The organism is Streptomyces sp. NBC_01460 (assembly GCF_036227405.1).
In the GTDB taxonomy this organism is placed as follows: Bacteria; Actinomycetota; Actinomycetes; order Streptomycetales; family Streptomycetaceae; genus Streptomyces.
In genome coordinates this window covers 4,273,352-4,299,655 of record NZ_CP109473.1, presented here as the reverse complement: position 1 = coordinate 4,299,655, position 26,304 = coordinate 4,273,352, and the positions used below count along the sequence as shown (strand labels likewise).

25 protein-coding genes are annotated in these 26,304 nt (G+C 69.1%); 13 read left to right on the top strand and 12 right to left on the bottom strand.

Features of this window, described 5'->3' with window-relative positions; translation table 11 throughout:
* Position 1: 1 nt before the first annotated feature.
* A complete protein-coding gene (locus tag OG488_RS19115; protein WP_329230831.1) occupies positions 2–1,510 on the bottom strand; it encodes a cytochrome ubiquinol oxidase subunit I in 1,509 nt (502 codons plus the stop codon).
* 306 nt (positions 1,511–1,816) lie between these two features.
* A complete protein-coding gene (gene hisC / locus OG488_RS19110) occupies positions 1,817–2,896 on the bottom strand; it encodes a histidinol-phosphate transaminase (RefSeq protein WP_329230829.1) in 1,080 nt (359 codons plus the stop codon).
* 404 nt (positions 2,897–3,300) lie between these two features.
* On the opposite strand from hisC, the gene OG488_RS19105 reads away from it, so the two are divergent.
* The 3 genes from OG488_RS19105 to OG488_RS19095 all read left to right on the top strand — a co-directional run bounded on the left by OG488_RS19105 (position 3,301) and on the right by OG488_RS19095 (position 6,652).
* Positions 3,301–4,413, top strand: coding sequence for a LacI family DNA-binding transcriptional regulator (locus tag OG488_RS19105; protein ID WP_329230827.1), 1,113 nt, complete (start codon positions 3,301–3,303; stop codon positions 4,411–4,413).
* Positions 4,414–4,572: 159 nt separating this feature from the next.
* Positions 4,573–5,646, top strand: coding sequence for a metallophosphoesterase (locus OG488_RS19100; RefSeq protein WP_405693376.1), 1,074 nt, complete (start codon positions 4,573–4,575; stop codon positions 5,644–5,646).
* Positions 5,647–5,827: 181 nt separating this feature from the next.
* A complete protein-coding gene (locus tag OG488_RS19095; RefSeq protein WP_329230824.1) occupies positions 5,828–6,652 on the top strand; it encodes a hypothetical protein in 825 nt (274 codons plus the stop codon).
* A gap of 100 nt (positions 6,653–6,752) precedes the next feature.
* On the opposite strand, the gene thiC is transcribed toward OG488_RS19095, so the two are convergent.
* The gene (gene thiC / locus OG488_RS19090; RefSeq protein ID WP_329230823.1) at positions 6,753–8,555 is read right to left on the bottom strand and encodes a phosphomethylpyrimidine synthase ThiC; all 1,803 of its coding nucleotides are present in this window, start codon (positions 8,553–8,555) and stop codon (positions 6,753–6,755) included.
* Positions 8,556–8,752: 197 nt separating this feature from the next.
* Between thiC and OG488_RS19085 the strand changes: the two genes are divergently transcribed.
* Positions 8,753–10,108, top strand: coding sequence for a YibE/F family protein (locus OG488_RS19085; protein ID WP_329230821.1), 1,356 nt, complete (start codon positions 8,753–8,755; stop codon positions 10,106–10,108).
* A gap of 63 nt (positions 10,109–10,171) precedes the next feature.
* Here the strand turns inward: OG488_RS19085 and OG488_RS19080 are convergent, their stop codons facing one another.
* The 4 genes from OG488_RS19080 to OG488_RS19065 form a co-directional block, all read right to left on the bottom strand.
* Positions 10,172–10,609 carry an SsgA family sporulation/cell division regulator gene (locus tag OG488_RS19080; RefSeq protein ID WP_073750747.1) on the bottom strand — a complete coding sequence of 146 codons (438 nt, stop codon included), beginning with the start codon at positions 10,607–10,609 and terminating at the stop codon, positions 10,172–10,174.
* A gap of 101 nt (positions 10,610–10,710) precedes the next feature.
* A complete protein-coding gene (locus OG488_RS19075) occupies positions 10,711–11,478 on the bottom strand; it encodes an IclR family transcriptional regulator (RefSeq protein ID WP_329230819.1) in 768 nt (255 codons plus the stop codon).
* Between the two features lie 304 nt (positions 11,479–11,782).
* A complete protein-coding gene (locus OG488_RS19070) occupies positions 11,783–11,992 on the bottom strand; it encodes a DUF5326 family protein (protein ID WP_099173639.1) in 210 nt (69 codons plus the stop codon).
* 246 nt (positions 11,993–12,238) lie between these two features.
* Positions 12,239–12,556 carry a cupin domain-containing protein gene (locus OG488_RS19065; RefSeq protein ID WP_329230817.1) on the bottom strand — a complete coding sequence of 106 codons (318 nt, stop codon included), beginning with the start codon at positions 12,554–12,556 and terminating at the stop codon, positions 12,239–12,241.
* Between the two features lie 78 nt (positions 12,557–12,634).
* Here OG488_RS19065 and OG488_RS19060 point away from each other — a divergent pair, with 78 nt between their 5' ends.
* From OG488_RS19060 to OG488_RS19045, 4 genes are all read left to right on the top strand, one after another.
* Positions 12,635–13,012, top strand: a complete 378-nt coding sequence (locus OG488_RS19060; protein ID WP_329230816.1) for a phage holin family protein — start codon at positions 12,635–12,637, stop codon at positions 13,010–13,012.
* Between the two features lie 60 nt (positions 13,013–13,072).
* The gene (locus tag OG488_RS19055) at positions 13,073–14,197 is read left to right on the top strand and encodes a cystathionine gamma-lyase (RefSeq protein ID WP_329230814.1); all 1,125 of its coding nucleotides are present in this window, start codon (positions 13,073–13,075) and stop codon (positions 14,195–14,197) included.
* Between the two features lie 365 nt (positions 14,198–14,562).
* On the top strand, positions 14,563–15,459 hold the full coding sequence (locus OG488_RS19050) for a LysR family transcriptional regulator (RefSeq protein ID WP_329230812.1): 897 nt from the start codon (positions 14,563–14,565) through the stop codon (positions 15,457–15,459).
* A gap of 52 nt (positions 15,460–15,511) precedes the next feature.
* The gene (locus OG488_RS19045; RefSeq protein WP_329230810.1) at positions 15,512–15,991 is read left to right on the top strand and encodes an NUDIX hydrolase; all 480 of its coding nucleotides are present in this window, start codon (positions 15,512–15,514) and stop codon (positions 15,989–15,991) included.
* A gap of 153 nt (positions 15,992–16,144) precedes the next feature.
* Here OG488_RS19045 and OG488_RS19040 read toward each other — a convergent pair whose 3' ends face one another.
* Positions 16,145–17,395 (bottom strand): MFS transporter, encoded by a 1,251-nt coding sequence (locus tag OG488_RS19040; RefSeq protein WP_329230807.1) that lies wholly within the window; start codon positions 17,393–17,395, stop codon positions 16,145–16,147.
* A gap of 138 nt (positions 17,396–17,533) precedes the next feature.
* Between OG488_RS19040 and OG488_RS19035 the strand changes: the two genes are divergently transcribed.
* Genes OG488_RS19035 through OG488_RS19025 form a run of 3 tightly spaced genes read left to right on the top strand, consistent with a single transcriptional unit; the run spans position 17,534 to position 19,671 of the window.
* A complete protein-coding gene (locus tag OG488_RS19035) occupies positions 17,534–17,992 on the top strand; it encodes a MarR family winged helix-turn-helix transcriptional regulator (RefSeq protein WP_329230805.1) in 459 nt (152 codons plus the stop codon).
* A 28-nt stretch (positions 17,993–18,020) separates the two neighbouring features.
* Positions 18,021–18,473: a GNAT family N-acetyltransferase gene (locus OG488_RS19030; protein WP_329230803.1), complete on the top strand. Its 453-nt coding sequence runs from the start codon at positions 18,021–18,023 to the stop codon at positions 18,471–18,473.
* 34 nt (positions 18,474–18,507) lie between these two features.
* The gene (locus OG488_RS19025) at positions 18,508–19,671 is read left to right on the top strand and encodes a winged helix DNA-binding domain-containing protein (protein WP_329230801.1); all 1,164 of its coding nucleotides are present in this window, start codon (positions 18,508–18,510) and stop codon (positions 19,669–19,671) included.
* 118 nt (positions 19,672–19,789) lie between these two features.
* On the opposite strand, the gene OG488_RS19020 is transcribed toward OG488_RS19025, so the two are convergent.
* Together OG488_RS19020 and OG488_RS19015 are read right to left on the bottom strand one after the other, a co-directional pair.
* The gene (locus tag OG488_RS19020) at positions 19,790–21,169 is read right to left on the bottom strand and encodes a serine hydrolase domain-containing protein (RefSeq protein WP_329230799.1); all 1,380 of its coding nucleotides are present in this window, start codon (positions 21,167–21,169) and stop codon (positions 19,790–19,792) included.
* Between the two features lie 168 nt (positions 21,170–21,337).
* The gene (locus OG488_RS19015) at positions 21,338–21,916 is read right to left on the bottom strand and encodes a winged helix-turn-helix domain-containing protein (protein WP_329230796.1); all 579 of its coding nucleotides are present in this window, start codon (positions 21,914–21,916) and stop codon (positions 21,338–21,340) included.
* A gap of 106 nt (positions 21,917–22,022) precedes the next feature.
* On the opposite strand from OG488_RS19015, the gene def reads away from it, so the two are divergent.
* Positions 22,023–22,685, top strand: a complete 663-nt coding sequence (gene def / locus OG488_RS19010) for a peptide deformylase (RefSeq protein ID WP_329230794.1) — start codon at positions 22,023–22,025, stop codon at positions 22,683–22,685.
* Between the two features lie 105 nt (positions 22,686–22,790).
* On the opposite strand, the gene OG488_RS19005 is transcribed toward def, so the two are convergent.
* On the bottom strand, positions 22,791–23,471 hold the full coding sequence (locus OG488_RS19005; protein WP_329238800.1) for a TetR/AcrR family transcriptional regulator: 681 nt from the start codon (positions 23,469–23,471) through the stop codon (positions 22,791–22,793).
* Positions 23,472–23,535: 64 nt separating this feature from the next.
* Here OG488_RS19005 and OG488_RS19000 point away from each other — a divergent pair, with 64 nt between their 5' ends.
* Positions 23,536–24,651, top strand: coding sequence for an FAD-dependent oxidoreductase (locus OG488_RS19000; RefSeq protein ID WP_329230792.1), 1,116 nt, complete (start codon positions 23,536–23,538; stop codon positions 24,649–24,651).
* A gap of 19 nt (positions 24,652–24,670) precedes the next feature.
* On the opposite strand, the gene dnaB is transcribed toward OG488_RS19000, so the two are convergent.
* A complete protein-coding gene (gene dnaB / locus OG488_RS18995) occupies positions 24,671–26,128 on the bottom strand; it encodes a replicative DNA helicase (RefSeq protein WP_181011555.1) in 1,458 nt (485 codons plus the stop codon).
* Positions 26,129–26,304 lie beyond the last annotated feature (176 nt).

The window sequence follows — 26,304 nt, the reverse complement described above, 5'->3', positions numbered from 1 at the left end:
CTCAGTAGGAGAAGGCCATCGGCCGGTCGGCGTCCTGGTCGTGGCCGCCGATCCGGGTGGGCGGGTTGAGGTCGGCCTCGGTGAGCTCGGGCGGTCCGGCCTTGACGTACTTCAGGAGGAGCTTGACCTCGACGACGGCGAGCACCGCGTAGAGCGCCGTGAAGCCGATCATGGACGTGAGGATCTCTCCCTGCGACACCCCCGGCGAGACCGCGTCACGGGTCTGGAACACGCCGTAGACCACCCAGGGCTGGCGTCCCATCTCGGTGAAGATCCAGCCCCAGGAATTGGCGATCAGCGGGAAGAGCATGGTCCACAGCGCGGTGATCCAGTAGAGCCTGGCGAGCTTCGGGCTCAGCACCTTGTTCTTGAAGAGGACCAGATTCGGCACCTCGTCCTCGCCGGTGCGCAACGCCTCCGGCAACAGGAACTTCCTTCGTGTGAGCCACAGCCCGAGCAGACCGAGCCCGAACGACGCCATGCCGAAGCCGATCATCCAGCGGAAGCTCCAGAACGCCACCGGGATGTTGGGCCGGTAGTCGCCGGGACCGTACTTCTCCTGTTCCGCCTTGTTGATGTCGTTGATGCCGGGGACGTAGGAGGTGAAGCTGTCGTCCGCGAGGAAGGAGAGTATGCCCGGGATCGAGATCTCGACGGTGTTGTGCCCCTCGGCGACGTCGCCGACCGCGAAGACCGAGAAGGGCGCCCCGTCCTCGCCCTCCCACAGGGCCTCGGCCGCGGCCATCTTCATGGGCTGCTGCTTGAACATCACCTTGCCGAGCACGTCTCCGCTGACGGCGGTGAGCAGTCCGGCGATCACCACCGTGACCAGCCCTACCCTCAGCGAGGTCCTCATGACGGGGATGTGCCTCTTGCGCGCCAGGTGGAAGGCGGCGATGCCCACCATGAAGGCGCCGCCCACCAGGAAGGCCGCCGTGATCGTGTGGAAGAACTGGGCGAGCGCGGTGTTCTGCGTGAGCACGTGCCAGAAGTCCGTGAGCTCCGCGCGCCCGCGCTCCTTGTTGATGCGGTAGCCGACCGGGTGCTGCATCCAGGAGTTGGCGGCCAGGATGAAGAAGGTGGAGAGGACGGTGCCTATGGACACCATCCAGATGCAGGCGAGGTGGATCTTCTTCGGCAGCTTGTCCCAGCCGAAGATCCACAGTCCGATGAAGGTGGACTCGAAGAAGAACGCGATCAACGCCTCGAAGGCGAGCGGGGCGCCGAAGACGTCACCGACGAACCGCGAGTAGTCGGACCAGTTCATGCCGAACTGGAACTCCTGCACGATGCCGGTGACCACACCCATCGCGATGTTGATCAGGAAGAGCTTGCCCCAGAACTTCGTCGCTCTGAGGTACTTCTCGTTCTCCGTGCGCACCCAGGCGGTCTGCAGGCCGGCGGTCAGCGCGGCGAGGGAGATCGTCAGCGGGACGAACAGGAAGTGGTAGACGGTGGTGATGCCGAACTGCCATCGCGCCAGGGTCTCCGGTGCCAGAGCAAGATCCACGACATTCTCCTTACTTCGCCGTGATCACAGCCGCCGCCTGCCCCTTCAATCCACCCGATCACGGGAGGAACAGGGCAACGCTTGTGAACGCGTTCACATTCACAAGCATTATTGCGCACACATCTTCGAGTGCGTCGCGTGGGGGGCCCTTTCCGGCCGCACCGGCCGGGTCACCCCAAACCGGACAGATCCACGGAGCGAGCCCGAGCCCGGAGGGACGGCCGCCGGAGCACGGAACGACGGTGGCCCCGGACCCCGTCGTGGGGTCCGGGGCCACCGGAGGTCCGTCGGGCGGCGTACGCGCCGCTACCGCTCCTGCCGGAACGATTCGGTCACCTTCAGGAACACGTCATTGGCCTCGGCCTCCCCGATCGTGACCCGCACGCCCTCCCCGGCGAACGGCCGTACGACCACACCGGCGCGCTCGCAGGCACCGGCGAAGTCGAGCGTGCGGTCCCCGAGGCGCAGCCAGACGAAGTTCGCCTGCGACTCGGGGACGGTCCAGCCCTGCCGCACCAGCCCCTCGTACACGCGGGCGCGCTCGCCCACCAGCGACCCGACCCGCCCCAGCAGCTCGTCCTCGGCGCGCAGCGAGGAGACCGCGGCGTCCTGGGCGACCTGACTGACGCCGAACGGGACGGCGGTCTTGCGCAGCGCCGCCGCCACCGGCTCGTGCGCCACCGCGAAGCCGACCCGCAGACCCGCCAGGCCGTACGCCTTGGAGAAGGTACGGAGCACCGCGACGTTGGGCCGGTCACGGTAGATCTCGATGCCGTCCGGCACGTCGGCGTCGCGGATGAACTCCTTGTACGCCTCGTCGAGCACCACCAGGACGTCGTCCGGCACACGGTCCAGGAACCGCTCCAGCTCCGCCCGGCGCACCACGGTCCCGGTCGGGTTGTTCGGGTTGCAGACGAAGATCATCCGGGTCCGGTCGGTGATCGCGCCGGCCATGGCGTCGAGATCGTGCACCTCACCGGCGGTCAGCGGCACCTTGACCGACGTGGCGCCGCTGATCTGCGTGATGATCGGGTACGCCTCGAACGACCGCCAGGCGTAGATCACCTCGTCGCCGGGTCCCGAGGTGGCCTGAAGCAGCTGCTGGGCGACGCCGACCGAACCCGTGCCGGTGGCGAGATGGGAGACCGGCACACCGAAACGGTCGGCGAGCTCGTTCATCAGGCCGGTGCAGGCCATGTCCGGGTACCTGTTGAAGCCGGCGGCCGCGGCGAGCACCGACTCCATGACGCCCGGCAACGGCGGGTACGGGTTCTCGTTCGAGGAAAGCTTGAAGGCAACCGGTCCTCCCGCCGCGGCCGGCTTGCCCGGCACATACGCAGGGACGCCGTCCAGCTCGGCGCGCAGCTTGGGGCTCGTCTCGCTCACCGCAGGTCCTCCTCGACCATCCGTACACATCAATACTGCTCACCTTATGAGGATTGGGCATCCGTGCGAATGGCCAGGATCCGAAATCGCCCTCTCCGGCGGGAAACGCCGGTCGCGCGCACCTCCGGGAGGGCTCGGGAGGGGGGGAGCGCCGCACATCCCGCCGCGCGCCGGTCGCTCACTCCGTGGCGCGCATCCCTCGAACAGGTGAGTTGAGACCTCTTCGAGACATGGACCATTCAGCAGGTTCACGCGCGTCGATGCATGACACATTGACCTTTGGTCCACCAACACCCTTGATTACCAAGGCATTTAAGCCCTTCTGATCATGCAGAAACGTGCCTGTCAACGGGCGCATATGCGACCGGCCCAACCCGGCACCGGAGCCCTAATATCGGCTCGCCATGACAGCAGCAGGGAAGCACCAGGTGAGCCGGACAGAGACGCCCCGGCGCAGCGGCCGACAGGGACGGGCGGGGATCCGGGATGTAGCCGCGGCGGCCGGGGTCTCCATCACGACCGTGTCCGACGCGCTCAACGGCAAGGGCAGGCTCCCGGACGCCACCCGCCGCCATGTCCGCGAGGTCGCCGAACGGCTGGGCTACCGCCCGTCCGCGGCGGCCCGTACCCTCCGCACCGGCAAGTCGGGGCTCATCGGCCTGACCGTGACCACGTACGGGGATGAACCTTTCACCTTCACCGAGTTCGCGTACTTCGCGGAGATGGCGAGAGCCGCCACATCGGCGGCTCTCGCCCGCGGCTACGCCCTCGTGATCCTTCCGGCCACCTCGCGCCACGACGTCTGGTCGAACGTCGCACTCGACGGAACGGTCGTCATCGACCCCTCCGACCAGGACCCGGTGGTCACCGAACTCGTGCGCCAGGGCCTGCCCGTCGTCTCCGACGGACGCCCGGCCGGCACGCTGCCGGTCACCGCCTGGGTCGACAACGACCACCGGGCCGCCGTCCTGGACCTCCTGGACCATCTCGCGGCCGCCGGGGCCCGCCGTATCGGGCTGCTGACCGGCACCACCACCGACACGTACACCCGGCTCTCCACCACCGCCTACCTCCACTGGTGCGAGCGGGTCGGCCAGGATCCGGTCTACGAGTCCTATCCGGCCCACGACCCCTGCGCGGGTGCCGTCGCCGCGGACCGCCTCCTCGCCCGCCCCGACCGTCCGGACGCCGTCTACGGGCTCTTCGACCCCAACGGCACCGATCTGCTCGCCGCCGCGCGCCGCTACGGTCTGCGGGTCCCCGAGGACCTCCTGCTGGTCTGCTGCAGCGAGTCCACGGTGTACGCGTCGACCGAACCCCCCATCACGACACTCTCGCTGAAGCCCCGCAGGATCGGCACGGCGGTCGTCCAGCTCCTCATCGATGCCATCGAAGGAGTCGAACACGACGGGCCGGTGGAGCAGGTGATACCGACGGAGCTCATCGTCCGGACGTCCTCGCAGCGGCGTCCTCCGCGCACCACCGTCAGCCCGCCTCGATCGCCCGCCGGGGATTGATCGGATTAATCCGGACCAAACGGCCGATGAACCAGGTGTGCGCACGGATTCACCACCCCTGGTGCGTCACACAGCACGATCCGCATTCCTATGATGGGCGCACGACACCGCGGACCACCTCTACCAGGCAGGGCCCGTCAGGTGTACGGAGGCGCGACGGTGGTGGAGGGGTCGATGACTCAGGGGGCCGGTCAGGAACCCGTGGTGCGGACAGCGACGTTGCGTGACTTCCGCGTACCGCCGTATGCGCAGGTGCCGATGGAGCCGCGCCCGCCGCACCCGGGCAACGTCGTGGTGGGCGACGAGCCTCCGGAGGGGTACACCCCCACCGAGCGCGACCTGCCTGTGATCAACCGGGGCGACACCGTCCAAGTGCGGACCGTTCCCGGGACGCGGACCGCCGACGGCTCCGGCCGCGGCCCGCTGTACGTCGTCGGCGACGTCCATGGTTACCTGGACGAGCTCCTGGGCGCCCTGCACCAACAGGGCCTCGTCGACGCCGACGGCCGGTGGGCGGCCGGCAACGCCAGGCTCTGGTTCCTCGGCGACTTCACCGACCGCGGTCCGGACGGAATCGGGGTCATCGACCTGGTCATGCGCCTCTCCGCGGAGGCCGCGGCGGCAGGCGGGTACTGCAAGGCCCTCATGGGCAACCACGAACTGCTCCTGCTCGGCGCCAAGCGGTTCGGCGACACCCCGGTGAACTCCGGGGCGGGAACGGCGACCTTCCAGGCCGCCTGGCTGCTCAACGGCGGCCAGAAGACGGACATGGAGCGGCTCCAGGACGTCCATCTCCAGTGGATGGCCCGGCTCGACGCGGTCGTCGAGGAGGACGGGCATCTGCTGATGCACTCCGACACGACGGCGTACCTCGACTACGGGTCCACCATCGAGGACGTCAACGACACGGTGCACGCCATTCTCACGCGGAACGACGCCGACGAGTGCTGGGACCTCTTCCGCAAGCTCACCAAGCGGTTCGCCTTCCGGGACGAGGGCGGCGCACAGGCCGTCCGCGAGCTGATGGCGACGTACGGCGGCCAGCGCGTCGTCCACGGCCACAGCCCCATTCCGTACCTGCTCGGCGAGGTCGGGTCCGAGGAAGGCGAGGACGTGCCCCGGCCCGTGGTCGACGGCCCGCACGTCTACGCGGAGGGGCTCGCCATCGCCATGGACGGCGGAGTGACCATGGCCGGAAAGCTGCTGGTCGTCCAACTTCCCCTGCATGGCTGACGGCTGCCGGGGAAGACGCTTCACCACCTGACGGCGTCGACTGCTGGGCCTATTTCCGGAAACCCCCTGTCACCCCGCGCCGTACGCGCTCTACCATCGGCGTATCAGTAGCAGGCTCTCCTCCGTTTCCGCCCGATCGCCCGGCCCGCACGGTCGGTCAGGCCCTACGGAGCATCGGGGGATGCAGATGAAAAGCGCTCCGCACCTGCTGGCCGAGGACCGCCCCGAGTACGAGCGGATCCTTGCCGACGCGCTGCGTCACGCCCACGAACGCCCGGATCTGGACGGAGTCGGCGACCGTCTCAACACGGAACAGCTGCGGACGATGGCGTTCAACGCCACGCCCCTGATCACGGCGGCGGCCGCCACCGAGTACGACCACTACGTGAAGGTCCGCGGCGAGCTCCGCGGGCCGGACGACACGGATGCCCACGCGTCGGTGCCGGGAACCGCCACCGACGAGGCCGAGACCGCGGGGGCCGGGACCCTGGCGGTGATCGCCGTGCTGGCGCCCGTCCTCGCGGGTGCGGCCGCCCTGATATTCCTGCTGATCGGATACCCGCTCACGGCGCTCAGACCCGCTCCGGCCTTCGCCCGGACCATGGTCGCCGCCGGCTGGTTCTTCGCGGCCGTCGCCGCGGCGGCCATCCTCGTCGCCGCGGTGGGGCTCCTCGTCACGGCCCTGCGTAACGGCGCCACCGCGCTGCCCGCCGTGGACGAGGAGGAGGAACTGCCCGAGGACGTCGCGCGCGCCCGGGAGGCCTGGCGCCACGCCCTGCTGGAACGCGGCATCCTGCCCTTCTTCCGAGACGCCCTGGCCGACCCCACGGCGGGGCCCGCGTCGCGGACGCCGCACCGCTCGGTCAACCGGATCCCGAAGATCGGCTACAGCAGGCCCGACTTCTCCGGGCCGGAGGACGGCCCTTCGGCCGGCCCGCGCCCGACCTTCACCAGCCCCGACTTCACCAGCCCGGACTTCGGCGGCCCGGAGCACCAGCCGGAGTGATCTGGCCGGGCCCGGGCGCCGCCCCCGCCGTCGGGCAGGGACGGCATCGCCGTAGGGGCCGGGACGGCGCCGCCGCCCACGAGCCGCGTGGGCGCGGAGGTCAGTCCGCGATCGGCAGATAGACCCTGTTGCCCGCCGCCGCGAACTCCTTGGACTTCTCGGCCATCCCCGCCTCGATCTCGGCCTGCCCGTCCCCGTGCTCCCGGCGGATGTCGTGGGAGATCTTCATCGAGCAGAACTTGGGCCCGCACATCGAGCAGAAGTGCGCCGTCTTGGCAGGTTCGGCCGGCAGCGTCTCGTCATGGAACTCCCGCGCGGTGTCCGGGTCGAGCGCCAGGTTGAACTGGTCCTCCCAGCGGAATTCGAACCGGGCGTCGGACAGGGCGTCGTCCCACTCCTGCGCCCCGGGGTGGCCCTTGGCGAGGTCCGCCGCATGAGCGGCGATCTTGTACGTGATGACACCGGTCTTCACGTCGTCACGGTTCGGCAGCCCCAGGTGCTCCTTGGGCGTGACGTAGCAGAGCATCGCCGTGCCCCACCAGGCGATCATCGCCGCGCCGATGCCCGAGGTGATGTGGTCGTACGCCGGGGCGACATCGGTGGTCAGCGGGCCCAGCGTGTAGAACGGCGCCTCCTCGCAGATCTCCTGCTGGAGGTCGATGTTCTCCTTGATCTTGTGCATCGGGACGTGCCCCGGGCCCTCGATCATCGTCTGGACGCCGAACCGCTTGGCGACGGTGTTGAGCTCACCGAGCGTGCGGAGTTCGGCGAACTGCGCCTCGTCGTTCGCGTCGGCGATGGAGCCGGGGCGCAGGCCGTCACCGAGCGAGTACGTCACGTCGTAGGCCGCGAGGATCTCGCAGAGGTCCTCGAAGTGCTCGTACAGAAACGACTCCTTGTGGTGCGCGAGGCACCAGGCCGCCATGATGGACCCGCCGCGCGAGACGATGCCGGTCTTGCGACGGGCAGTCAGCGGGACGTACGGCAGCCGGACACCGGCGTGCACGGTCATGTAGTCGACGCCCTGTTCGGCCTGCTCGATGACGGTGTCCTTGTAGATCTCCCAGGTCAGCTCCTCGGCCCGGCCGTCGACCTTCTCGAGTGCCTGGTAGAGGGGGACGGTGCCGATCGGCACCGGGGAGTTGCGCAGGACCCACTCACGGGTGGTGTGGATGTTGCGGCCGGTGGAGAGGTCCATGACCGTGTCGGCGCCCCACTTGGTGGCCCAGGTCATCTTGTCCACCTCCTCCTCGATGGAGGAAGTGACGGCGGAGTTGCCGATGTTGGCGTTGACCTTCACCAGAAAACGCTTGCCGATGATCATCGGCTCGATCTCCGGGTGGTTCACGTTGGCCGGAAGGACCGCGCGGCCCGCGGCGATCTCCTCGCGCACGACCTCGGGTTCGACGTTCTCCCGGATCGCGACGTACTCCATCTCCGGTGTGATCTCGCCCCTGCGGGCGTACGCGAGCTGGGTGACGGGCCGGCCGTCACGACTGCGACGCGGCTGCCGGGGGCGTCCGGGGAAGACCGCGTCGAGGTTGCGCAGGCCGCCGCGCGGCGAGGTGTGCTTGAGCCCGTCGTCCTCGGGTCGCGCGGGGCGGCCCGCGTACTCCTCGGTGTCCCCGCGGGCGATGATCCAGTTCTCCCGGAGCGGGGCGAGCCCGCGGCGTACATCGGTGTCGGTGGTGGGATCGGTGTACGGCCCGGAGGTGTCGTACAGCGTCACGTGCTTGCCGTTGGTGAGGTGCACCTGACGGACCGGCACACGGAGGTCCGGGCGCGAACCCTGGACGTACCCCTTGTGCCAGCCGATGGACTTCCCGGCCTCGTCGTTCTTCGCGTCCTGCGCATTCCGCGCATTCTGCGTCGAGGCAGGCGTGCGTGCGTCCGCTGTGGTCATGAGACCTACTCCCTACGCCGGCATTACCCGGTAACAGGTTCGGCGGTCGGCGCAGCGTGTCCCGTACGGATGTACGGAGGTCAGCGCCCTCTCAGCCCGGTGCTCCGAGCTCCCGCGTGTGCAAATGTGCCCCCACGCTAACCTCCCGTCTGGCGTGCTGGCCAGAGGGCCTCCCCCGTTCTTGGGATGATCGCGGGGTGACGTCCCCCGGAAGCGCCCCCGAACCCCACGGCCCCGCCTCAGGCAGCACGCAGAGTCATGCGCACGGCCACACACACAGCCACGGCCCCGCCGCGCCCGTGTCCAAGCATCTGCGCAAGGTCATCGCGGCCGTGGTGATCCCCTTCGCCACCGCGGTCCTGGTCGGTCTCGTGGCGTTCTGGCCGGGTGGAGCACCCGCCCACGAACGCACCGGTGTCGGCTTCGACCGGCAGACCCAGGACGGGCGGGTGACGAAGGTCGTGGCGGTCGACTGCGCGGACGTCAACGCCTCACAGGTGCCGCCGACCGGCGACACCTCCACTCCCTCGGGCCGGGAGGCCGTCAACGAGCGGACGGGAGAGTGCAAGAAGGCCACCGTCGAGGTGACGACCGGTGAGGACAAGGGCCGTACGTTCGTCGAGGTCATCCAGCCCGACGCACCGCGGCAACTGCACGAGGGCCAGGGGGTGGTCGTGGCGTACGCGCCGGACGCGCCCCGTGACCTGCAGTACTCCGTCACCGATGTGGACCGCACGGTGCCGATGGCGCTGCTCGCGGGAATCTTCGCCGTCGCGGTGGTCGTGGTGGGCAGGCTGCGTGGGCTGATGGCGCTGATCGCCCTCGCCGTCTCGTTCGGCGTGCTGACCCTGTTCATCCTTCCGGCGATCCTGCAGGGGTCGAATCCGCTGGTCGTCGCCGTGATCGGGGCGAGCGCCATCATGCTCATCGCCCTCTACACCTGTCACGGCCTGACGGCCCGTACCTCGGTGGCCGTGATCGGCACGCTCATCTCGCTGCTGCTGATCGGGCTGCTGGGCTCCCTGTTCATCGGATGGGCGAGCCTGTCCGGCAACACGGACGACAACACCGGCCTCATCCACGGGCTGTACCCGGACATCGACATGAGCGGCCTGCTCCTGGCCGGTGTGATCATCGGATCTCTCGGAGTGCTCGACGACGTGACCGTCACCCAGACGTCGGCCGTCTGGGAACTGCACCAGGCCGACCCGAGGATGGGCGTGCGCGGGCTCTACCGGGCGGGCATCCGGATCGGCCGCGACCACATCGCCTCCGTCGTCAACACCCTCGTGCTCGCCTACGCGGGCGCGGCGCTTCCCTTGTTGCTGCTCTTCTCCATCGCGCAGAGCAGCGTGGGCACGGTGGCCAACAGCGAACTGGTCGCGGAGGAGATCGTCCGCACGCTGGTCGGGTCGATCGGGCTGGTCGCCTCGGTGCCGGTGACGACGGTGCTCGCGGCCCTGGTGGTCTCCGCGGACCGCACGGGGCTCGGCGCGGAAGCCGGAGCTCCTGCACCCGCACGGACCGGGAGGGGTCGACGCCGCAAGGCGTGAGCCGGGGCACCGGACGCATGCCCCAGGGCCGCCGGTGTTCGATGTTCAGCCGGACCCTCCTGCTCAGCCGGCGTTCTGTTCCTTGGCGAGGATGCGTCCCAGCGCCTCTTCCAGATTGCCGTCGAAGTCACCCAGCGTGTGCTCCTGCCCCAGCGGCACCAGCTTGTCCGTCCGGTCGAGGAAGGCCACAAGAGGCGCCGTACCGGCCCTGAAGAGCGCACGGTCCGCGCCGACCTGAAGGCGGATGTGCACATCCGACAGCCCTTCGGGCTCGGTCGGGCCGATGTGCACATCACCGTCACCACTGGGGCTGTTGAGACCGTCGAGCAGCAACTCGCGGCCGAACGCCCAGGTGACGGGGGCGTCTCCGGGCAGGTGGAAGGTCATCCGGATCGCGTACGGATCACTGACCTCGTACCGGAGCTCCACCGGAATACGGAAGGAGAGCTCCTCGGAGACGAGGAAGCTCATCATGACCTCTGCTTGAACCGACTCGCGCATCGTTCAACCCCGCAGTAGATGAATCTGGCCAGGAATGATCCCCCATGGCCCTATTGACGCCATCGTGGTGCACGCGATAGCAGATCACAAGGAGTGATTTTTCAGATACTGATAGAGAACACGAACGAGCGCAAGAGGGTGGTCACTTCGCAGCGTAGTTGTTCGACTGCGGGGAGCAACCGTTCTTCTTGGTGCAGGGGGAGAGAAACAGCCATCGCCGCCACAGCCGAACCGACAGTGATCGGAATGGCCGCACAGACCGTTCCCATGGCGTACTCCTGGCGTTCGATGACCGGTTCCGTACGTTTCATCGATCTCAGTCGGGTCAGCAACGCCTGACGGTCTCTCACGGAGTAACGGGTCAGCGGCCGGACGGGGTGGCGGTCCAGATGATCCTCACGCGCCCGCTCGTCGAGCTGCCCCAGGAGGCACTGGCCGAGGGCGTGGGCATGGCCCGTCTCACGGAACGAGGCCCACTCGCGCACCGCGGGAACAGCGGGGGTGTCCGCGACGGCGACCATCTCGATCTCGCCATCCTTGTACAGGGCGCAGTACACAGGGGCCCCGATGACGTCCGCCCAGTGCGCGAGCGAGTCGACGATCACTCCCGGACGCGGGGTCGCCGGGCCACCGCTCAGCCGTTGAGCCGCGGCACCGAACAGGAAGACGCCGTTCTCCCTGCGCAGATAGCCCTCATGGGTCAGGGTCCGCAGCAGGTGATAGGCGGTGGGGAGGGGAAGCCCGGCCTCCCGGGCGAGCTGCTTCGCCGGGGCACCGTCCCGATGCGTGCCCACAGCCTCCATAAGTCTCAACGCGCGCTGAACCGAACCGATCAACGTCGGGACAGCGGTACTCGATGCCGTGGTCACAGGTCGCCCCCAGGCATGGTGACGGGCTGTCAGCCCTCCCGCGGAGGCCGCCCCCACGGGCGCCGCGAGCCTGGGGTCCGGAGACCGGACGGTCGCACAAACCACTGGGCAGGATGGTGACGGACCGTCATTTCCCAGCTGGCGGCAGCGGTACGCCACTGTATCGGCGTGCACGTCCAGGAGAGAGGTTTCGTCCTGGACTTAGCTCAGCTGGGCTAATCACGGAGTGGGTGCCCGCCACGCGGCACGTCACTCTCCGTCACAATTCCCGCTCCACCCGGGCCGGTATCCGCCTCCGCCGCAGCTACCAGTCGCTGCGCTCGGACGAGGACATGAACTTGCGTACGACGAAGATCAGGCCGCCCACGAGGACGACGAAGACCAGCGCCTTGAAGAGGAGGCCGATGACGAAGCCGACCACACTGGCGATCAGCCCACCGAACACCACGATCGCGATGAGGGGCACCGCGACCCACTTGACCCACCAGGGCATCCCCGCGAAAATCTCCCGCACCGCCATCGCCGCTACCTCGTCTCTCTGAGTTCCTTGCTCCGATGCTAGAGGCGCGGGGATGGCGGACGGGGGTCCGGGATCCCTTGAAGTCCCCTGAACGATCCCCTAGGGAACCCTGGGGCCGGTGGACCGCCCTACCCGGGGGAGCGCGGTGCCGGCGTAGCCCTTGAAGTGGCCGCCCTGGTGCATGCCCTGCGTGCTGCCCTGGGGCGGTCGCCCTTGAGGTGCCGCCTTTGAGCTGGCTGCTCAGCCCTCCGGCGGGGAGAAGACCACCATGACCCGGAGGTCCTCGGTGACGTGGTGGAACTTGTGGGCCGCCCCCGCGGGCACGTAGACGACGCTTCCCCGTCCCACCTGCGTGGTCTCCGTGCCGACCGTGATCGAGGCGCGTCCGCTGACGACGAAGTACACCTCGTCCTGTCCGTGCGGCTGCTGGGGATCGAGCGCCCCGGCGTCCAGGGCGTAGAGGCCGACGGACATGTTGCGTTCCCGGATGAACTGCAGATAGGCGCCGTCATTGGCAGCCCGTTCCGCCTCAAGCTCGTCCAGTCTGAATGCCTTCATCATCCGTCCGCCCCTCGCATCCGTGCCGCCCTGTCCCGACGGTGACCACCATCGATCATGTCTGCCACGATCAGACACATGAAGAATTTCGTAGTCAAGACGATCGCCAACGCGGGTGCTCTGGCCGTAGCCATCTGGTTGCTCAACGACATCACGCTGACCGGGGACAACACCGGGCGCAAGGCACTCACGCTGATCCTGGTGGCCCTGTTGTTCGGCCTGGTGAACTTCGTCGTCAAGCCCGTCGTGAAGCTCCTCACGCTTCCCCTCTTCATTCTGACGCTCGGGCTGATCACACTCGTGGTGAACGCCCTGATGCTGATGCTCACCTCCTGGCTGGCCGGCGTCGTCGATCTGAACTTTCATGTCGACGGCTTCTGGACCGCGGTCCTGGGTGGCCTGATCATCTCGGTCGTGTCCTGGGCACTCAACGTGGTCCTCCCCGACGAGGACTGATCCGCCTGGTCACACCGCGCGGAAGGACCACTGGAACACCGGCGGGACGAGGAGACGACCATGAGCACCACGGGTGACGGGACACGGGCCGTACGGGCGGGTCTGCCCGAACCGGAGCAGTACGAGCCCACCCTTCCCGGTCCGGTCTTCGCCGCTCACTTCCATCTGTCCGGCGATCCGGTCGGCCCCTACACCTACGGCCGGGACACGAATCCGACCTGGACCCGTCTGGAGCGCGCCATCGGCGAGCTGGAGGCGCCGGGGGAGAAGGTCGGCACCACGGTCTTCGCCTCCGGGATGGCCGCCGTCTCGGCCGTGCTGCTGTCCCAGGCGCGCACCGGCGACGTCGTGGTCCTGCCGGACGACGGCTATCAGGCGCTCCCCCTGGTGCGGGAGCAGCTGGAGGCGTACGGCGTCGAGGTGCGGACCGCACCGACCGGCGGCGATGCCCAGCTGGAGCTCCTGGACGGGGCGAAACTGCTGTGGATCGAGACACCGTCCAACCCCGGTCTCGACGTCTGTGATGTGCGCAGGCTCGTCGAAGCCGCGCACGCCGCGGGCGTACTGGTCGCGGTGGACAACACCCTGGCCACCCCTCTCGGCCAGCGCCCCCTCGGTCTGGGGGCGGACTTCTCCGTCGCCAGCGACACCAAGGGCCTGACCGGGCACGGGGACATCCTTCTCGGCCATGTGACGTGCCGGGATCCGGAGCTCATCTCGGGGGTGCGGCGCTGGCGCAAGGTGGTGGGCGCGATCCCTGGCCCCATGGAGGCCTGGCTCGCTCACCGCTCCCTGGCCACGCTGCAGTTGCGGATCGACCGCCAGTGCGCGACCGCGTCGCTGCTCGCCGAGGCCCTGGCCGAGCGCACCGACGTGACGGGACTGCGCTACCCCGGCCTGCCCGGCGACCCCTCGTACCCCGTCGCCATGCGCCAGATGCGGCGCTTCGGCTCCGTGGTGTCGTTCGTGCTGGCGGACAAGGGCAGCGCCGAGCGCTTCCTCGCGGCACTGCGGTTGGTCGACGACGCGACCAGCTTCGGCGGACTGCGCTCCACCGCCGAGCGCCGGGCGCGCTGGGGCGGGGACGCGGTGCCGGAGGGCTTCATCAGGTTCTCGGTCGGCGCCGAGGACCCCGAGGACCTGCTGGCGGACGTGGAACGCGCACTGGACGAGTCCGCGCGCTGACCGGTGCTCCCTCCGGTCCTGGCAGGACCGGTCCGGGACGGGCGTCCCCTTCCACCGGACCGGTCCTGCTGGGGACGGGCGGTCCGAGCCTCCCCCCTCGTGGCTCGGACCGCCCCGGTTCCTGCGCCGAGAACCGTCTGGACAAGGCTAATTGACTCTGCGTCAGTGTCCAATCACAGTAACGACAGGGACCTATCGACATATTTATAGTTGAGGCCGTTGCGGCCGGCGATGCGGGGCGGCGCAGCATCACGCCGAGCGGCATCACGCCGAGCGGCATCACGCCGAGCGGCATCACGCCGAGCGGCATCACGCCGAGCGGCATCACGCCAGCACCGTCATGCCGCGGGGGGAGGGAACGGACCATGGACCTGGCCCTGCTGCGCACGTTCGTCACGGTGCACCGGGCCGGATCCTTCACCCGGGCCGCCGCACTGCTCGGGCTGTCCCAGCCCGCCGTCACTTCGCAGATACGGGCGCTGGAGCGGCAGCTGGGCCGCCCGCTCTTCCTGCGCAGGGCCCGCGGAGTGACCCCGACCACCGTGGGCGACGAGCTCGCCCACCGGGCGGCCCCTCATCTCGACGCCTTGGTCGACATCGTCGAGGTGGGGCTCGACGACGAGTCGGGGGTACGGACACTGCACCTGGCCGGGCCCCCTGAATTCACCTCCGTACGGGCACTTCCCGCCCTCACTCCGTTGGTCTCCCAAGGGCTCGCGCTGCGCAGCACCTTCGTCGCGAACACCGAGGACACGCTGGAGGGGCTGGCGGCCGGACATCATGATCTGGCCATCACCACGGCCCGTCCACGCGGTGGTCTGCTGACGTCGACCACCCTCTGCGACGAGGAACACGTCCTGGTCGCCGCCCCGCGCTGGGCAGGGCGCCTGGGGCCCGGGGCGCTGCGGCACAAGGGCTCCGTACTGCTGGAGCAGCTGCCGGTGGTCGAGGTGCACGAGAGCCTCCCCCTGGTCTCCCGCTACTGGGCGACGGTGTTCGACAGCCGCCCTGCCGCCTCCGCCGCCGTGATCGCCCCGGACCTCCGAGCGGTTCTGGAGTCGGCGGCAGCGGGAGCCGGCCTCGCCGTGCTGCCGCGCTACCTCTGCGAAGCCGCACTGGAGCGGGGTGAAGTCGTGGCACTGCTCGATCCCCCGGTACCACCGCTCCGCACGTATTTCCTCGTCGCGAGGACCGGCACACTCGGCCTCCCGCACATTGCGCGGGCGCACGAGTGGCTGGTGCGTGCTGCTGTGGACTGGTGACCGGTCGGCCCGCGGGAGTTTCAGACCGGCTCTCCCGGGCCACGCTCTTGCCATGACCGAACGCCCCGTGGTCAAGCGCACAGCCCGCGCCGTCCTGCTCGACGGCGATGACCTCATCCTGATCAAACGCACCAAGCCAGGTGTCGACCCGTACTGGATCACGCCCGGTGGTGGGGTCGAGCCGGAGGACGCGACCGTCGTCGAGGCGCTGCACCGCGAGGTCGACGAGGAGCTCGGCGCCAAGGTCGTCGATGTCGTGCCCTGCTTCGTCGATACCGTCGAACACATCGCCGGCGGCGGCGTCAAAGGCGTGAAGGTGCAGCACTTCTTCGTCTGCCGACTGGCCTCGATGGACCTCTCACGTCGGCACGGTCCGGAGATCGACGAGCCCTGCGGGGAGTACGAGGTCGTCCGGGTGCCGTTCAGCCGCGTGGGAATCGCGGCCGTCCATCTCGTGCCCCTGTCGCTGCGGCACTACCTGGACGCCAACATCGAGGGCGTGCGGGCGATGCACGCGCCGGATCTGGGCTGAAGCCGCCCCGGTGTTTCACGTGAAACTGCTGGGACGCCCGCCCGCGCCATGAGCGCGGGGGACGACCGGCTCGCGGTGCGGCCGATCGCCCCTGCTCCCGGTCTCCGCGGCGTTCAGTCGTGCCCTCGGGCACCACGGCCACGACTCACTTCCTCACCGCTCTGTCGACAGGCCAGCCGTGGGGACCGACCGGCCGGAGTCGGCGCCCGCGCCTGCGGCAGGCTCCGGAAGATGTGCGGACACCAGCCGGCCGCGGGAGCCCGTCCGACGCTCGAGCGTCCCGGAGAGTACCGCCAGGACCAGCGCCGCCCCCGCCAGCGCGGCACCGACCCAGTTGGGCGCGGTGTAGCCGAAGCCGGCCGCGATGACGATCCCGCCGAGCCACGCCGAGAGCGCGTTGCCGAGGTTGAAGGCTCCGATGTTGACGGCCGAGGCCAGGGTGGGAGCCCCTGCCGCCTGATCGAGTACCCGCTTCTGCAGCGGCGGTACGGTCGCGAATCCGAGAGCCCCGATGAGGACGATGGTCACCGCGGCAGCGATCTTGTTGTGCGCGGTCAGGGTGAACAGGGCCAGAACCACGGCGAGTGCACCGAGCGAGACGTACAGCATCGGCATCAGATGACGGTCCGCGAACCTGCCGCCGAGCAGATTGCCGCCGACCATGCCGAGCCCGAAGAGAACCAGCAACCAGGTGACGGACGACGTCGCGTAGCCGGCGGTCTCCGTCATCATCGGAGTGATGTAGGTGATGGCCGCGAAAACGCCGCCGAATCCCAGAACCGTCATCGCCATGGCGAGCAGCACCTGAACGTTGCGCAACGCGGCCACCTCATGACGGATCCGCACGCCTTGGGGCTTCGGCTGCTCGGGGACGAGCTTCGCCACACCGAGGAGGCCCAGGACCCCGAGTCCCGCGACGACGAAGAACGTCACGCGCCATCCGAGGTTCTGGCCGATGAAGGTCCCGAGCGGAACCCCGACGACGTTGGCGACGGTGAGCCCGGTGAACATCATGGCGATGGCACCGGCCTTCTTCTCCGGAGCCACCAGGCCTGCGGCGACGACCGATCCGATACCGAAGAAGGCTCCGTGGGCCAGCGACGCGATCACACGCCCGACCAGCATCATGCCGAAGACAGGGGCGAGTGCGGACACCACGTTCCCCACGATGAACAGCCCCATCAGGAGCATCAGCATCCGCTTCCGGGTCACCCGGGTGCCCAGGACGGTCATGAGCGGAGCACCGAGGACCACGCCCAAGGCATAGCCCGTGACCAGAAACCCGGCGGTCGGGATCGACACCTGGAAGTCCGCCGCGACGTCGGGGAGCAACCCCATGATCACGAACTCGGTGGTTCCGATACCGAATGCCCCGATGGCGAGGGCGAGGAGCGCGAGCGGCATGGGTACACCTTCCGTGGAAATTGCATCTGCGCCTTACAGGCGTACACAATAATTGCAGACGCCTGTTAATTGCAAGCGCGGGCTATTGCACGCGTGCCCTACCCTGGAGGCAAGCAGCTCCCGCACGGAGGAGAGAACATGACAGCGACAGACCCCGCACTGACGGCCCTCGCCCAGAGCTGGTGTGCCCTCTCCCTGCTCCACGGGAAGATCGAGGCCCGCATCGAGCGGGCCCTGCAGTCCCACCACAGCCTCAGCGCGCGTGAGTTCTCCCTGCTCGACGTACTGAGCCGCCAGCACAGCGGTACGGGCGGTCACCTGCAGATGAAGCAGGTGGCTGACGCCGTGGTGCTGAGCCAGAGCGCCACCACCCGGCTGGTCACCCGGCTCGAGGACCGTGGGCTGCTCAGGCGGTACCTGTGCGACACCGACCGGCGGGGCATCTACACGGACGTCACGGACGCGGGCCTCACGCTGCTGAGCGAGGCCAGGCCGACCAACGACACCGCGCTACGCGCCGCGCTCGACGAGGCCGCCGAGAACCCGGAGCTCGCCCCGCTGGTCCGGACGGTCGAGGCGCTGAAGGTACCGGCCTGAACCGTCGGGCTTGCGTAGTCTGCCGATCATGAGCGATCTCGACATACGTCCCGCAGCACTCGCCGACATCCCTGCCGTCGTGGCCATGCTCGCCGACGACCCGCTGGGCGCGCAGCGCGAGTCCCCGGACGACCTCGGCCCGTATCACGCCGCTTTCCGGCGCCTCGCCGACGACCCCCATCAGCACCTGGTCGTGGCCGTGCGCGAGGACCGCGTCGTGGGGACCCTCCAGCTCACCATCATTCCCGGGCTGTCCCGGCGCGGCGCGACCCGCTCCGTCATCGAGGGCGTCCGCGTCCACGCCGATGAGCGCGGCGGAGGCCTCGGTACCCAGCTGATCCAGTGGGCGGTCGACGAATCCAGGCGTCAGAACTGCCAGTTGGTGCAGTTGACGTCGGACGTCTCCCGAACCGACGCCCGCCGCTTCTACGAGCGGCTCGGCTTCACCGCAAGCCATGTCGGGTTCAAACTCACGCTCTGAGACATAGAGTCCGGGCAGGCTTCCGGGAGGTTCCGTGTACCGCATCGACGACGAGCAGCGACGGGCCAGAATCGGCCGGCGGCACCTGCTGGCCCCTTCAGCGCACACGCGTTCCGTCGTAGCGGTGGCGGACGCGGTCGTCGCCCTGCACGCGACCGACGCCGCCACCGTCTATCTCTCCGCCTGCGCACGGCTGATCGATCCTCAGGTCGAAGCGGTGGAACGGGCGCTCTACGAGGACGTCGCGCTGGTGCGGCTGCTGTCCATGCGGAACACCTTGTTCACCGTCTCCGTGGCCGTCGCACCCTCCGTCGACGCGTCGAACGCACGGACCGTGGCGACCAAGGAGCGCAGCAAGCTCCTCAAGCACCTGCGGGAGGACGGCAACGGCCTGGACGAGCGCTGGCTCGCCGATGCCGAGCGGCAGACACTCGGCACGCTGACCGCCCGGGGACGTGCCACGGGGAGCGAGCTCTCGGCCGCCGTACCCGCGCTTCGCACCAAGATCACGGTCTTTCCCGGCACGAGGCAGGAGGCGGTGCAGGGAGTCGCCTCCCGGGTGATCCGAGTGCTGGCAGCCGATGGGCGCATCCGGCGTGACCGCCCCCGGGGTTCCTGGACCTCGAGCCAGTTCCGCTGGACGGCTGCCGAGCCCTGGCCGGCGTCGGACCCCGCCGAGGCGCGGGCGGAGGTCGCCCGGCGATGGCTCCATGCCTACGGTCCCGCGACCGAGGCCGACCTGAAGTGGTGGACGGGCTGGGGCGTGCGGGAGACACGTGCGGCCCTGGCCGCCGTCGGCGCCGAGGAGGTCCTGCTCGACAACGGGGCCGTCGGCCGGGCCGCCCCTGGGGACCTCGACGCCGAGCCGTCCCCGGAGCCGTGGGCGGCCCTGCTGCCCGGCCTGGATCCGAGCGCGATGGGCTGGGCCGACCGCGGCTTCCAGTTGCCTGCCGGGCATCGAGCCGCGCTCTTCGACCGCGCCGGCAACATCGGTCCGACCGTGTGGTGGAACGGCGGAATCGTGGGCGGCTGGGCGCAGCGGGGAAACGGCGAGCTGGTGTGGCGACTGCTCTCCGACGTGGGCCGGGACGTCTCGCAGCTCGTCGAGGCGGAAGCTGCGAGGTTGTCGGCCTGGGTGGGCGCGGCGCGGATCACCCCACGTTTCCGTACACCTCTGGAACGCGAGCTGACGGCCTGACCCGCCCGCTCCCGGGGGGTGGCAGGCCGGGCCGCCCGGATCGACCTTTCGTGCTTCGTATCGTCCACTTCTCGTGCTGCCCGGCTGCTGTTTCACGTGAAACGCCGATCGGCTCTCCTCAGAGGGCGAGCCCTCGCCAGCCGTCCTCGTCCACACCGCCGGGAATGGCCGCGCTGCCCTCGTACGGCTCCCGGGTGAAGACGAACGACCCCAGGTCGAGGTGGTCCACCCTGCCGTCCCCGGCGCGCACCACCCGGAGCGTCTCCCCCGCGTAGTAACCGTTGAGACCTGTCCAGGTCCCGTCAGGGCACGCTCGGAACCGGGCCGCACGGCCGACGCCTCGCATCGGCTGCAACTCGATTCCCCCGCCCGCTGTCAGCTTCAACGTGTATACCTGCGTACCCCAGTACCAGGGCCCCGTGAGCGCCAGCAGCTCCTCGTCGACCTCGGGCAGCGGGCGCCAGGGCTCCGGGATCCTCGGCTCCGCGTCAGCGACGATCTGCACGAGGTCCGCTGCGACCGTGGCGACCGGCGGGCCGGAGGTGGCGTTCGAGAGCACCACGGCCGCCACGTCGTCCTCGACGCTGAACCAGAACGTGGCCAGGAAGCCCGGCAGCGAGCCCGTGTGCCCCAGGAGCGTACGGTCGCCACGCCGTACGGCCTGGAGGCCGAGGCCGTAGGTGCCGGCCCAGTCACCTGCCTCGGCCGCGGCAGCGGGGGCGCGCATCTCCACGACCGAGTCGGCGCACAGCACACGTTCGTCACCCCGAGCCAGGAAGGCCGCGAAGCGGAGCAGGTCGGTGGTCGTCGACCAGAGCTGACCCGCCGGCGCCATGAGCCCGAGGTCCTCGGCGGGCTCGGGCAACATGACGTCGGCCCATGGGTGGACGGCCCAGCCCCCGGCGTGTGGTGCACGCGCCTCCGGACTCGTGCGTTCCATCCCCAAGGGCTCAAGGATCTCGCGGCGCAGCACGTCGGCCCAGGCGTCGCCACGCAGCCTTTCGATCAGCGAGCCGAGCACTGTGTAACCAGGGTTGGAGTAGTGATGCCTGTGGCCGGCCGAGTGGATCAGCGGCCTTTCGCCGAGCACATCCGCCAGTTCCGGGCGGGTACCACCCGGTGTCCTCTCCCACCACGGAGCGGGCGTCTCGGCGCGCAGGCCTCCGCTGTGGCCCAGCAGTTGGAATACGGTCAGGTGCCCGGCGTCCGTGCCCGGCAGGTGCTTCTCCAGGGGGTCGTCCAGATCCAGCAGCCCCTCGTCACGCAGGCGCAGCACCAGCACCGCTGTGAAGGTCTTGGTGAGGGAGCCGATCCTGAACTGCGTATCACCATCGGGTTCGTGGCCGTCCACACAGCTGCGCGCCCCGCTCCAGGCGATCCGTCCGTCCCGCTGGACAGCGGCGACGAGGGAGGGCGTCCGCCCTTCGGCCTGCGCGGTGGCGACGCGGTGCAGCAGGGCACGCCGGGTGGTGGGAAGCAGGGCTTCTTCAGAGGTCATGCCCAAGCATGACCCGCGCGTCCTCAAGCTGACGAACCCATTTCGCGGCCGGAGGGAGCGTTCGGTGGAGTGTGCCCCTCGCATGCTCCAGGTGGCCCCGGGGGCCGGCGTCCAGAGGTCTCGACTCCGTGCCCTTCCTTCATGCGAGCCTCGCCGGCCGACGCGTCCTCACTCCTGGTCCGCATCATCTGTCGCGTGGGGAAGGAGAGGGAAGAGCCGGGTGATGAGAGCCACCGGCCGAGCACTGCCGGGCCGGGCCAAGGGGCGTAGCTCACGCTCCTGGTAGGGCTCGAGCGCCCTTCGGATCACGCCCGCCACCCGGCGCATCTCTTCGGGCGTCAGATAGGCGACGGCGCTGAAGGCCGCGTCGTCGCGCCATTCGGACGGCGCATCGTCGCGCTGGGCGAGCCATCGTTGCCAGCTCTCGTCCTCCAGCCCTCGGGCCAGGTCACCGAACTGCTCCTCTGCGACGCCGCCTACAGGAGAGGTGGGCTGCTTCAGACGCCAGGGTCGTGCGCGGCCCCCGCTGTGCGGAGCCTCTTCGATGAATCCGTGGCGTGCGAGCTGCCGCAGGTGAAATGAGCAGAGGCCCGAGCTGTAGCCCAGCCGGGAGGCGGCTTCGGTCGCCGTGACGGCGCCGACTTCGGCGAGCAGCCCCAGCAGGGCCGTACGGACCTCGTGCTCGCGCAGCACCTCGCCTGTGCCGCGTGCCAGGTCCTTCGGAGCATCGACGTCATCTTCAGTCACTTTGCAAATTTTGCTACTTTGCAAAGCACTTGCAAGCAGTTCCTGCCGAGACATCAGGCCGCGGCGACGACCGGCGTCCGCGGCGTGCGCACAAGGGGAGACCGCCATGTCCGTTCGTCACGAACGACCTCGTCCCGTCGACCGCCGAGTTCGCCTGCAAGGCCGCCCCACCGACTCCTGTCCGGCTCTGCCGCCTGAAGCGGATCGGGGTTCGGTACGCCGGATCACCGTGGTGGGCGAGGAAGTCCTGAGCCGCCCCTGCCAGGAGGTGGCGGAGTTCGGCTCCCCCGAGTTGTCGAGCCTGATCGACGACATGTTCCTGACGATGTACGTCGCCGACGGTGCCGGCCTGGCTGCCAACCAGGTGGGCGTCGACCTGCGACTGTTCGTGTACGACTGCCCGGACGACGACGGGATCCGGCATGTCGGCCACATCATCAACCCGGTCCTCGAACTGCCCGGCCCGGGTAGCCGCCGGCTGGTCGACGACTTCGAGGGCTGCCTGTCCGTGCCCGGTGCGGGCATGGCGGTGCCCCGGACCGATCGTGCCGTCGTCCGTGGGGTCGACAAGGACGGCGAACCCCTTCTCGTCGAAGGAACGGGCTACTTCGCCCGGTGCCTGCAACACGAGACCGACCACGTCTTCGGCCACACGTATCTCGACCGGCTGTCCAAGCGGGACCGTAAGGACGCACTGCGGCAGATGGCGGAGAACCGCGAGGACGTTGTCGCACGGCGCGCCGTCAAAGCCGCAGAACTCGGGCGGTGAGGCCCGGGCGGACCCGATCTCGAAGGAGCCCGCAGGCGCTCGGATCCCGTTGACCCCAGCGGCCTGGCGCCGTGAACGGCATCGGCCCGGCCATCCGGCCGTGCGTCACTTCGAGATGCGGGCTTCGATGCCGTCGAGCAGGAAGTCGAGGCCGGTCCGGAAGGTGTGATCCGCGTCGTGGTGGGCGGCATCGCGCACGACGGTGGCCAGGGCGGGGAACCGTCCGGTGGCGAAGGTCCGCTCCAGATAGGGCCCGAGCGCTGCCTGCCAGCGCTTCTCGTCCAATCCGGTCGCCCGCTCGGCACGCCGATCGGCGATCTCCCGACGCACCGCGCCGACCACGTACGCGTTGACCGCTGCGACCATCGGCATGACGGCGTCCACGTCGATGCCGTCCAGCGCGGCCAACACGGTTTCTCCGCCGGCCAGCGCGTGCGGTCCGAGCTGGGGGCGCCCACCCAGCAGATCGGCGAGCCATTCGTGCTCGTGAACGGCGTGCCGAGTGACTTCGGCGAGCGACCGGAGCACCTCCCGCCAGCCGTCTCCGCCCGGCCGGATCTCGGCGTGGACTGCGTCGACCATCAGGTCGAGCAGCTCGTCCTTGCCTGCGATGTAGCCGTACAGCCGCATCGGGCGGACATCCAACTCGGCGGCCACCTTGCGCAGCGACACCGCGTCCAGGCCGTCCGCGTCGGCCAGCTGGATCGCCACGCGCACGATCCGTTCCCGGCTCAACGGGGCCGGCACAGGCCGATCCGGCGGCTCCGGCCTCTCCCACACCAACATGCCCTCACAATACAACGCACAAAGCGATACAGTGTATCGATCCATGCGGTGTATCGGAGGCATCATGACCATCGCGATCGTCGGAGCCGGCCTGGGCGGGTTGGCCCTTGCCCGGGTGTTGCACGTGCACGGCATCGAAGCCGTCGTCTACGAACGGGAATCGTCACGTGACGCGCGCGGCCAGGGCGGCATGCTCGACATCCACACGGGCCAGCAGGCGCTGCGTGAGGCCGGCCTGATCGACCGGTTCCATGCGATCGCCCGGGCTGAAGGCCAGGACATGCGTCTCTTCGAGCCGGAAGGCACGCTGCTGCTCCAGGAGGACACCCCCGACGACGCCCCGCTGGAGCGACCGGAGGTCGACCGCGCAGATCTGCGCGACCTGCTCCTCGATTCCCTCCCCGAAGACATGGTGCGCTGGGGGCACGCGTTCGCATCCGCCGACGACGACCTGCTGTACTTCGCCGACGGCGGAAGCTCCACGTATGACCTGCTGGTCGGCGCGGACGGTGCGCACTCCCGGGTCCGCACGCTGCTCACCGACGCCCGCCCGGTGCACGTGGGCCAGAACGTGGTCGAGATCGGCATTCCCGATGTCGACCGCACCCACCCCGACCTCGCGGCGATGGTCGGACGTGGCAACTACTGGGTACTCGGCGACGGCAAATCCCTGGCGGCACAGCGCAACGGCGACGGCCGCGTCCGCATCGGCCTCAGCTTCTACCACACGGCCGAGGACTGGTTCGACACCAGCGGGATCCCGTTCGACGACCCGGCCGCCGCCCGGGCGCGGCTGATCGAGCTTCTCCCCGGTTGGGACCCACGGTTCACCGCGCTGATCGCGGCCTGCGACGACATGGTCGTGCCGCGGTCGATCACCACTCTCCCGGTGGGCCTGACCTGGCCGTCGAAGCCGGACGTCACCCTGGTCGGCGATGCCGCACACCTGATGCCGCCGGTCGGAGAAGGCGCCAACATGGCCCTTCTCGACGGCGCCCTGCTCGCTCTCACGCTGGTCGCGCACCCTGACGACGTCCCCGCCGCCGTCAGGGAGTACGAACGCGAGATGTTCGAACGCACCGGCACTGCCGCCCGGATGTCCGCGAACCTTCAGGAGCTGCTGATGTCACCGGACGCCGGCCGGAGAATGCTCGAGTTCTTCCAGCCCGACGGGATCTGAGACGCCGTCGAGAGCGACATCAGGTCTGTGCCATGTCCACGAAGCGGGAGTAGTGGCCCTGGAACGCCACAGTGATCGTCGCCGTCGGACCGTTACGGTGCTTCGCCACGATCAGGTCCGCCTCGCCCGCGCGCGGTGACTCCTTCTCGTACGCGTCCTCCCGGTGCAGCAGGATCACCATGTCGGCGTCCTGCTCGATGGAACCGGACTCACGCAGGTCGGAGACCATCGGCTTCTTGTCCGTGCGCTGCTCGGGGCCACGGTTCAGCTGGGAGAGGGCGATGACGGGCAGCTCCAACTCCTTGGCGAGGAGCTTGAGGTTTCGGGACATGTCCGAGACCTCCTGCTGTCGGCTCTCCGCCCGCTTGGCCCCGCCGGACTGCATCAGCTGCAGGTAGTCGATGACCACGAGCTTGAGGTCGTTGCGCTGCTTGAGGCGACGGCACTTCGCGCGGATCTCCATCATCGAGAGGTTCGGCGAATCGTCGATGTAGAGCGGGGCGGCCGAGACATCCGGCATCCGCCGGGCAAGCCTCGTCCAGTCCTCGTCGGTCATGGTTCCCGAGCGCATGTGGTGGAGCGCCACCCGGGCCTCGGCGGACAGGAGGCGCATCGCGATCTCGTTGCGCCCCATTTCCAGAGAGAAGATCACGCTGGGCAGATTGCTCTTGATCGAGCACGCGCGGGCGAAGTCCAGGGCGAGAGTCGACTTACCCATGGCGGGGCGGGCTGCGATGACGATCATCTGGCCGGGGTGCAGGCCGTTGGTCAGGGAGTCGAGGTCCGTGAATCCGGTCGGCACACCGGTCATCTCACCGCTGCGGGAGCCGATGGCCTCGATCTCGTCGAGCGCACCCTCCATGATGTCGCCGAGCGGGAGGTAGTCCTCGCTGGTGCGCTGCTCCGTGACGGCGTAGATCTCGGCCTGCGCCGAGTTGACGATCTCGTCGACGTCGCCGTCGGCGGCGTATCCCATCTGGGTGATCTTCGTGCCGGCCTCGACGAGACGCCGCAGCACGGCCCGCTCGTGGACGATCTCCGCGTAGTACGAAGCGTTGGCCGCGGTCGGCACGGACTGGACCAGCGTGTGCAGGTACGGGGCTCCGCCTACCTTGGTGATCTCGCCGCGCTTGACCAGCTCGGCCGCCACCGTGATCGGGTCGGCCGGCTCACCCTTGGCGTACAGGTCGAGAATCGCCGTGTAGACGGTCTCGTGGGCCGGGCGGTAGAAGTCGTGGCCCTTGATGATCTCCACGACGTCGGCGATGGCGTCCTTGGAGAGCAGCATGCCGCCCAGGACGGACTGCTCGGCGTCGAGATCCTGCGGAGGCACCCGCTCGAAGCCGGACGAGCCACCGTCCCAGCCGCTCTCCCTGCCGCGCTCGTGCTGCTCGTCGCGCCCTTTGCCCTCTCCGCGGCGCTGACGGGAAACGGGCAGACGGTCGCTGGGACCGACATCGGCCCAGGGGTCGTCCAAAGGCTCGGGAATGCTCACCGGGCCACCTCCTCCCGTCCGCTTCGCGGACCTAGCCGTGCCACTCTTTCTTACGGCACGGCACCGACAAACAAGACGCCCGACTCCGGTTCCGGCGCGTCAAGTTCTGGGGACTTCCAAGCCGGAACGGAGTGCGGGCGCCGCACCACGGTAGGCCG

Excerpts from the sequence above, each read along its gene's own strand:
- OG488_RS19005 (WP_329238800.1), bottom strand. The coding sequence starts at position 23,471 with ATGTTGGTGTGGGAGAGGCCGGAGCCGCCGGATCGGCCTGTGCCGGCC.
- OG488_RS19045 (WP_329230810.1), top strand. The coding sequence starts at position 15,512 with ATGACCGAACGCCCCGTGGTCAAGCGCACAGCCCGCGCCGTCCTGCTC.
- OG488_RS19020 (WP_329230799.1), bottom strand. The coding sequence starts at position 21,169 with ATGACCTCTGAAGAAGCCCTGCTTCCCACCACCCGGCGTGCCCTGCTG.
- OG488_RS19050 (WP_329230812.1), top strand. The coding sequence starts at position 14,563 with ATGGACCTGGCCCTGCTGCGCACGTTCGTCACGGTGCACCGGGCCGGA.
- OG488_RS19035 (WP_329230805.1), top strand. The coding sequence starts at position 17,534 with ATGACAGCGACAGACCCCGCACTGACGGCCCTCGCCCAGAGCTGGTGT.
- thiC (WP_329230823.1), bottom strand. The coding sequence starts at position 8,555 with ATGACCACAGCGGACGCACGCACGCCTGCCTCGACGCAGAATGCGCGG.
- OG488_RS19040 (WP_329230807.1), bottom strand. The coding sequence starts at position 17,395 with ATGCCGCTCGCGCTCCTCGCCCTCGCCATCGGGGCATTCGGTATCGGA.
- OG488_RS19105 (WP_329230827.1), top strand. The coding sequence starts at position 3,301 with ATGACAGCAGCAGGGAAGCACCAGGTGAGCCGGACAGAGACGCCCCGG.
- OG488_RS19060 (WP_329230816.1), top strand. The coding sequence starts at position 12,635 with ATGAAGAATTTCGTAGTCAAGACGATCGCCAACGCGGGTGCTCTGGCC.
- OG488_RS19080 (WP_073750747.1), bottom strand. The coding sequence starts at position 10,609 with ATGCGCGAGTCGGTTCAAGCAGAGGTCATGATGAGCTTCCTCGTCTCC.
- def (WP_329230794.1), top strand. The coding sequence starts at position 22,023 with ATGTCCGTTCGTCACGAACGACCTCGTCCCGTCGACCGCCGAGTTCGC.
- OG488_RS19030 (WP_329230803.1), top strand. The coding sequence starts at position 18,021 with ATGAGCGATCTCGACATACGTCCCGCAGCACTCGCCGACATCCCTGCC.
- OG488_RS19095 (WP_329230824.1), top strand. The coding sequence starts at position 5,828 with ATGCAGATGAAAAGCGCTCCGCACCTGCTGGCCGAGGACCGCCCCGAG.
- OG488_RS19055 (WP_329230814.1), top strand. The coding sequence starts at position 13,073 with ATGAGCACCACGGGTGACGGGACACGGGCCGTACGGGCGGGTCTGCCC.
- OG488_RS19065 (WP_329230817.1), bottom strand. The coding sequence starts at position 12,556 with ATGAAGGCATTCAGACTGGACGAGCTTGAGGCGGAACGGGCTGCCAAT.
- OG488_RS19000 (WP_329230792.1), top strand. The coding sequence starts at position 23,536 with ATGACCATCGCGATCGTCGGAGCCGGCCTGGGCGGGTTGGCCCTTGCC.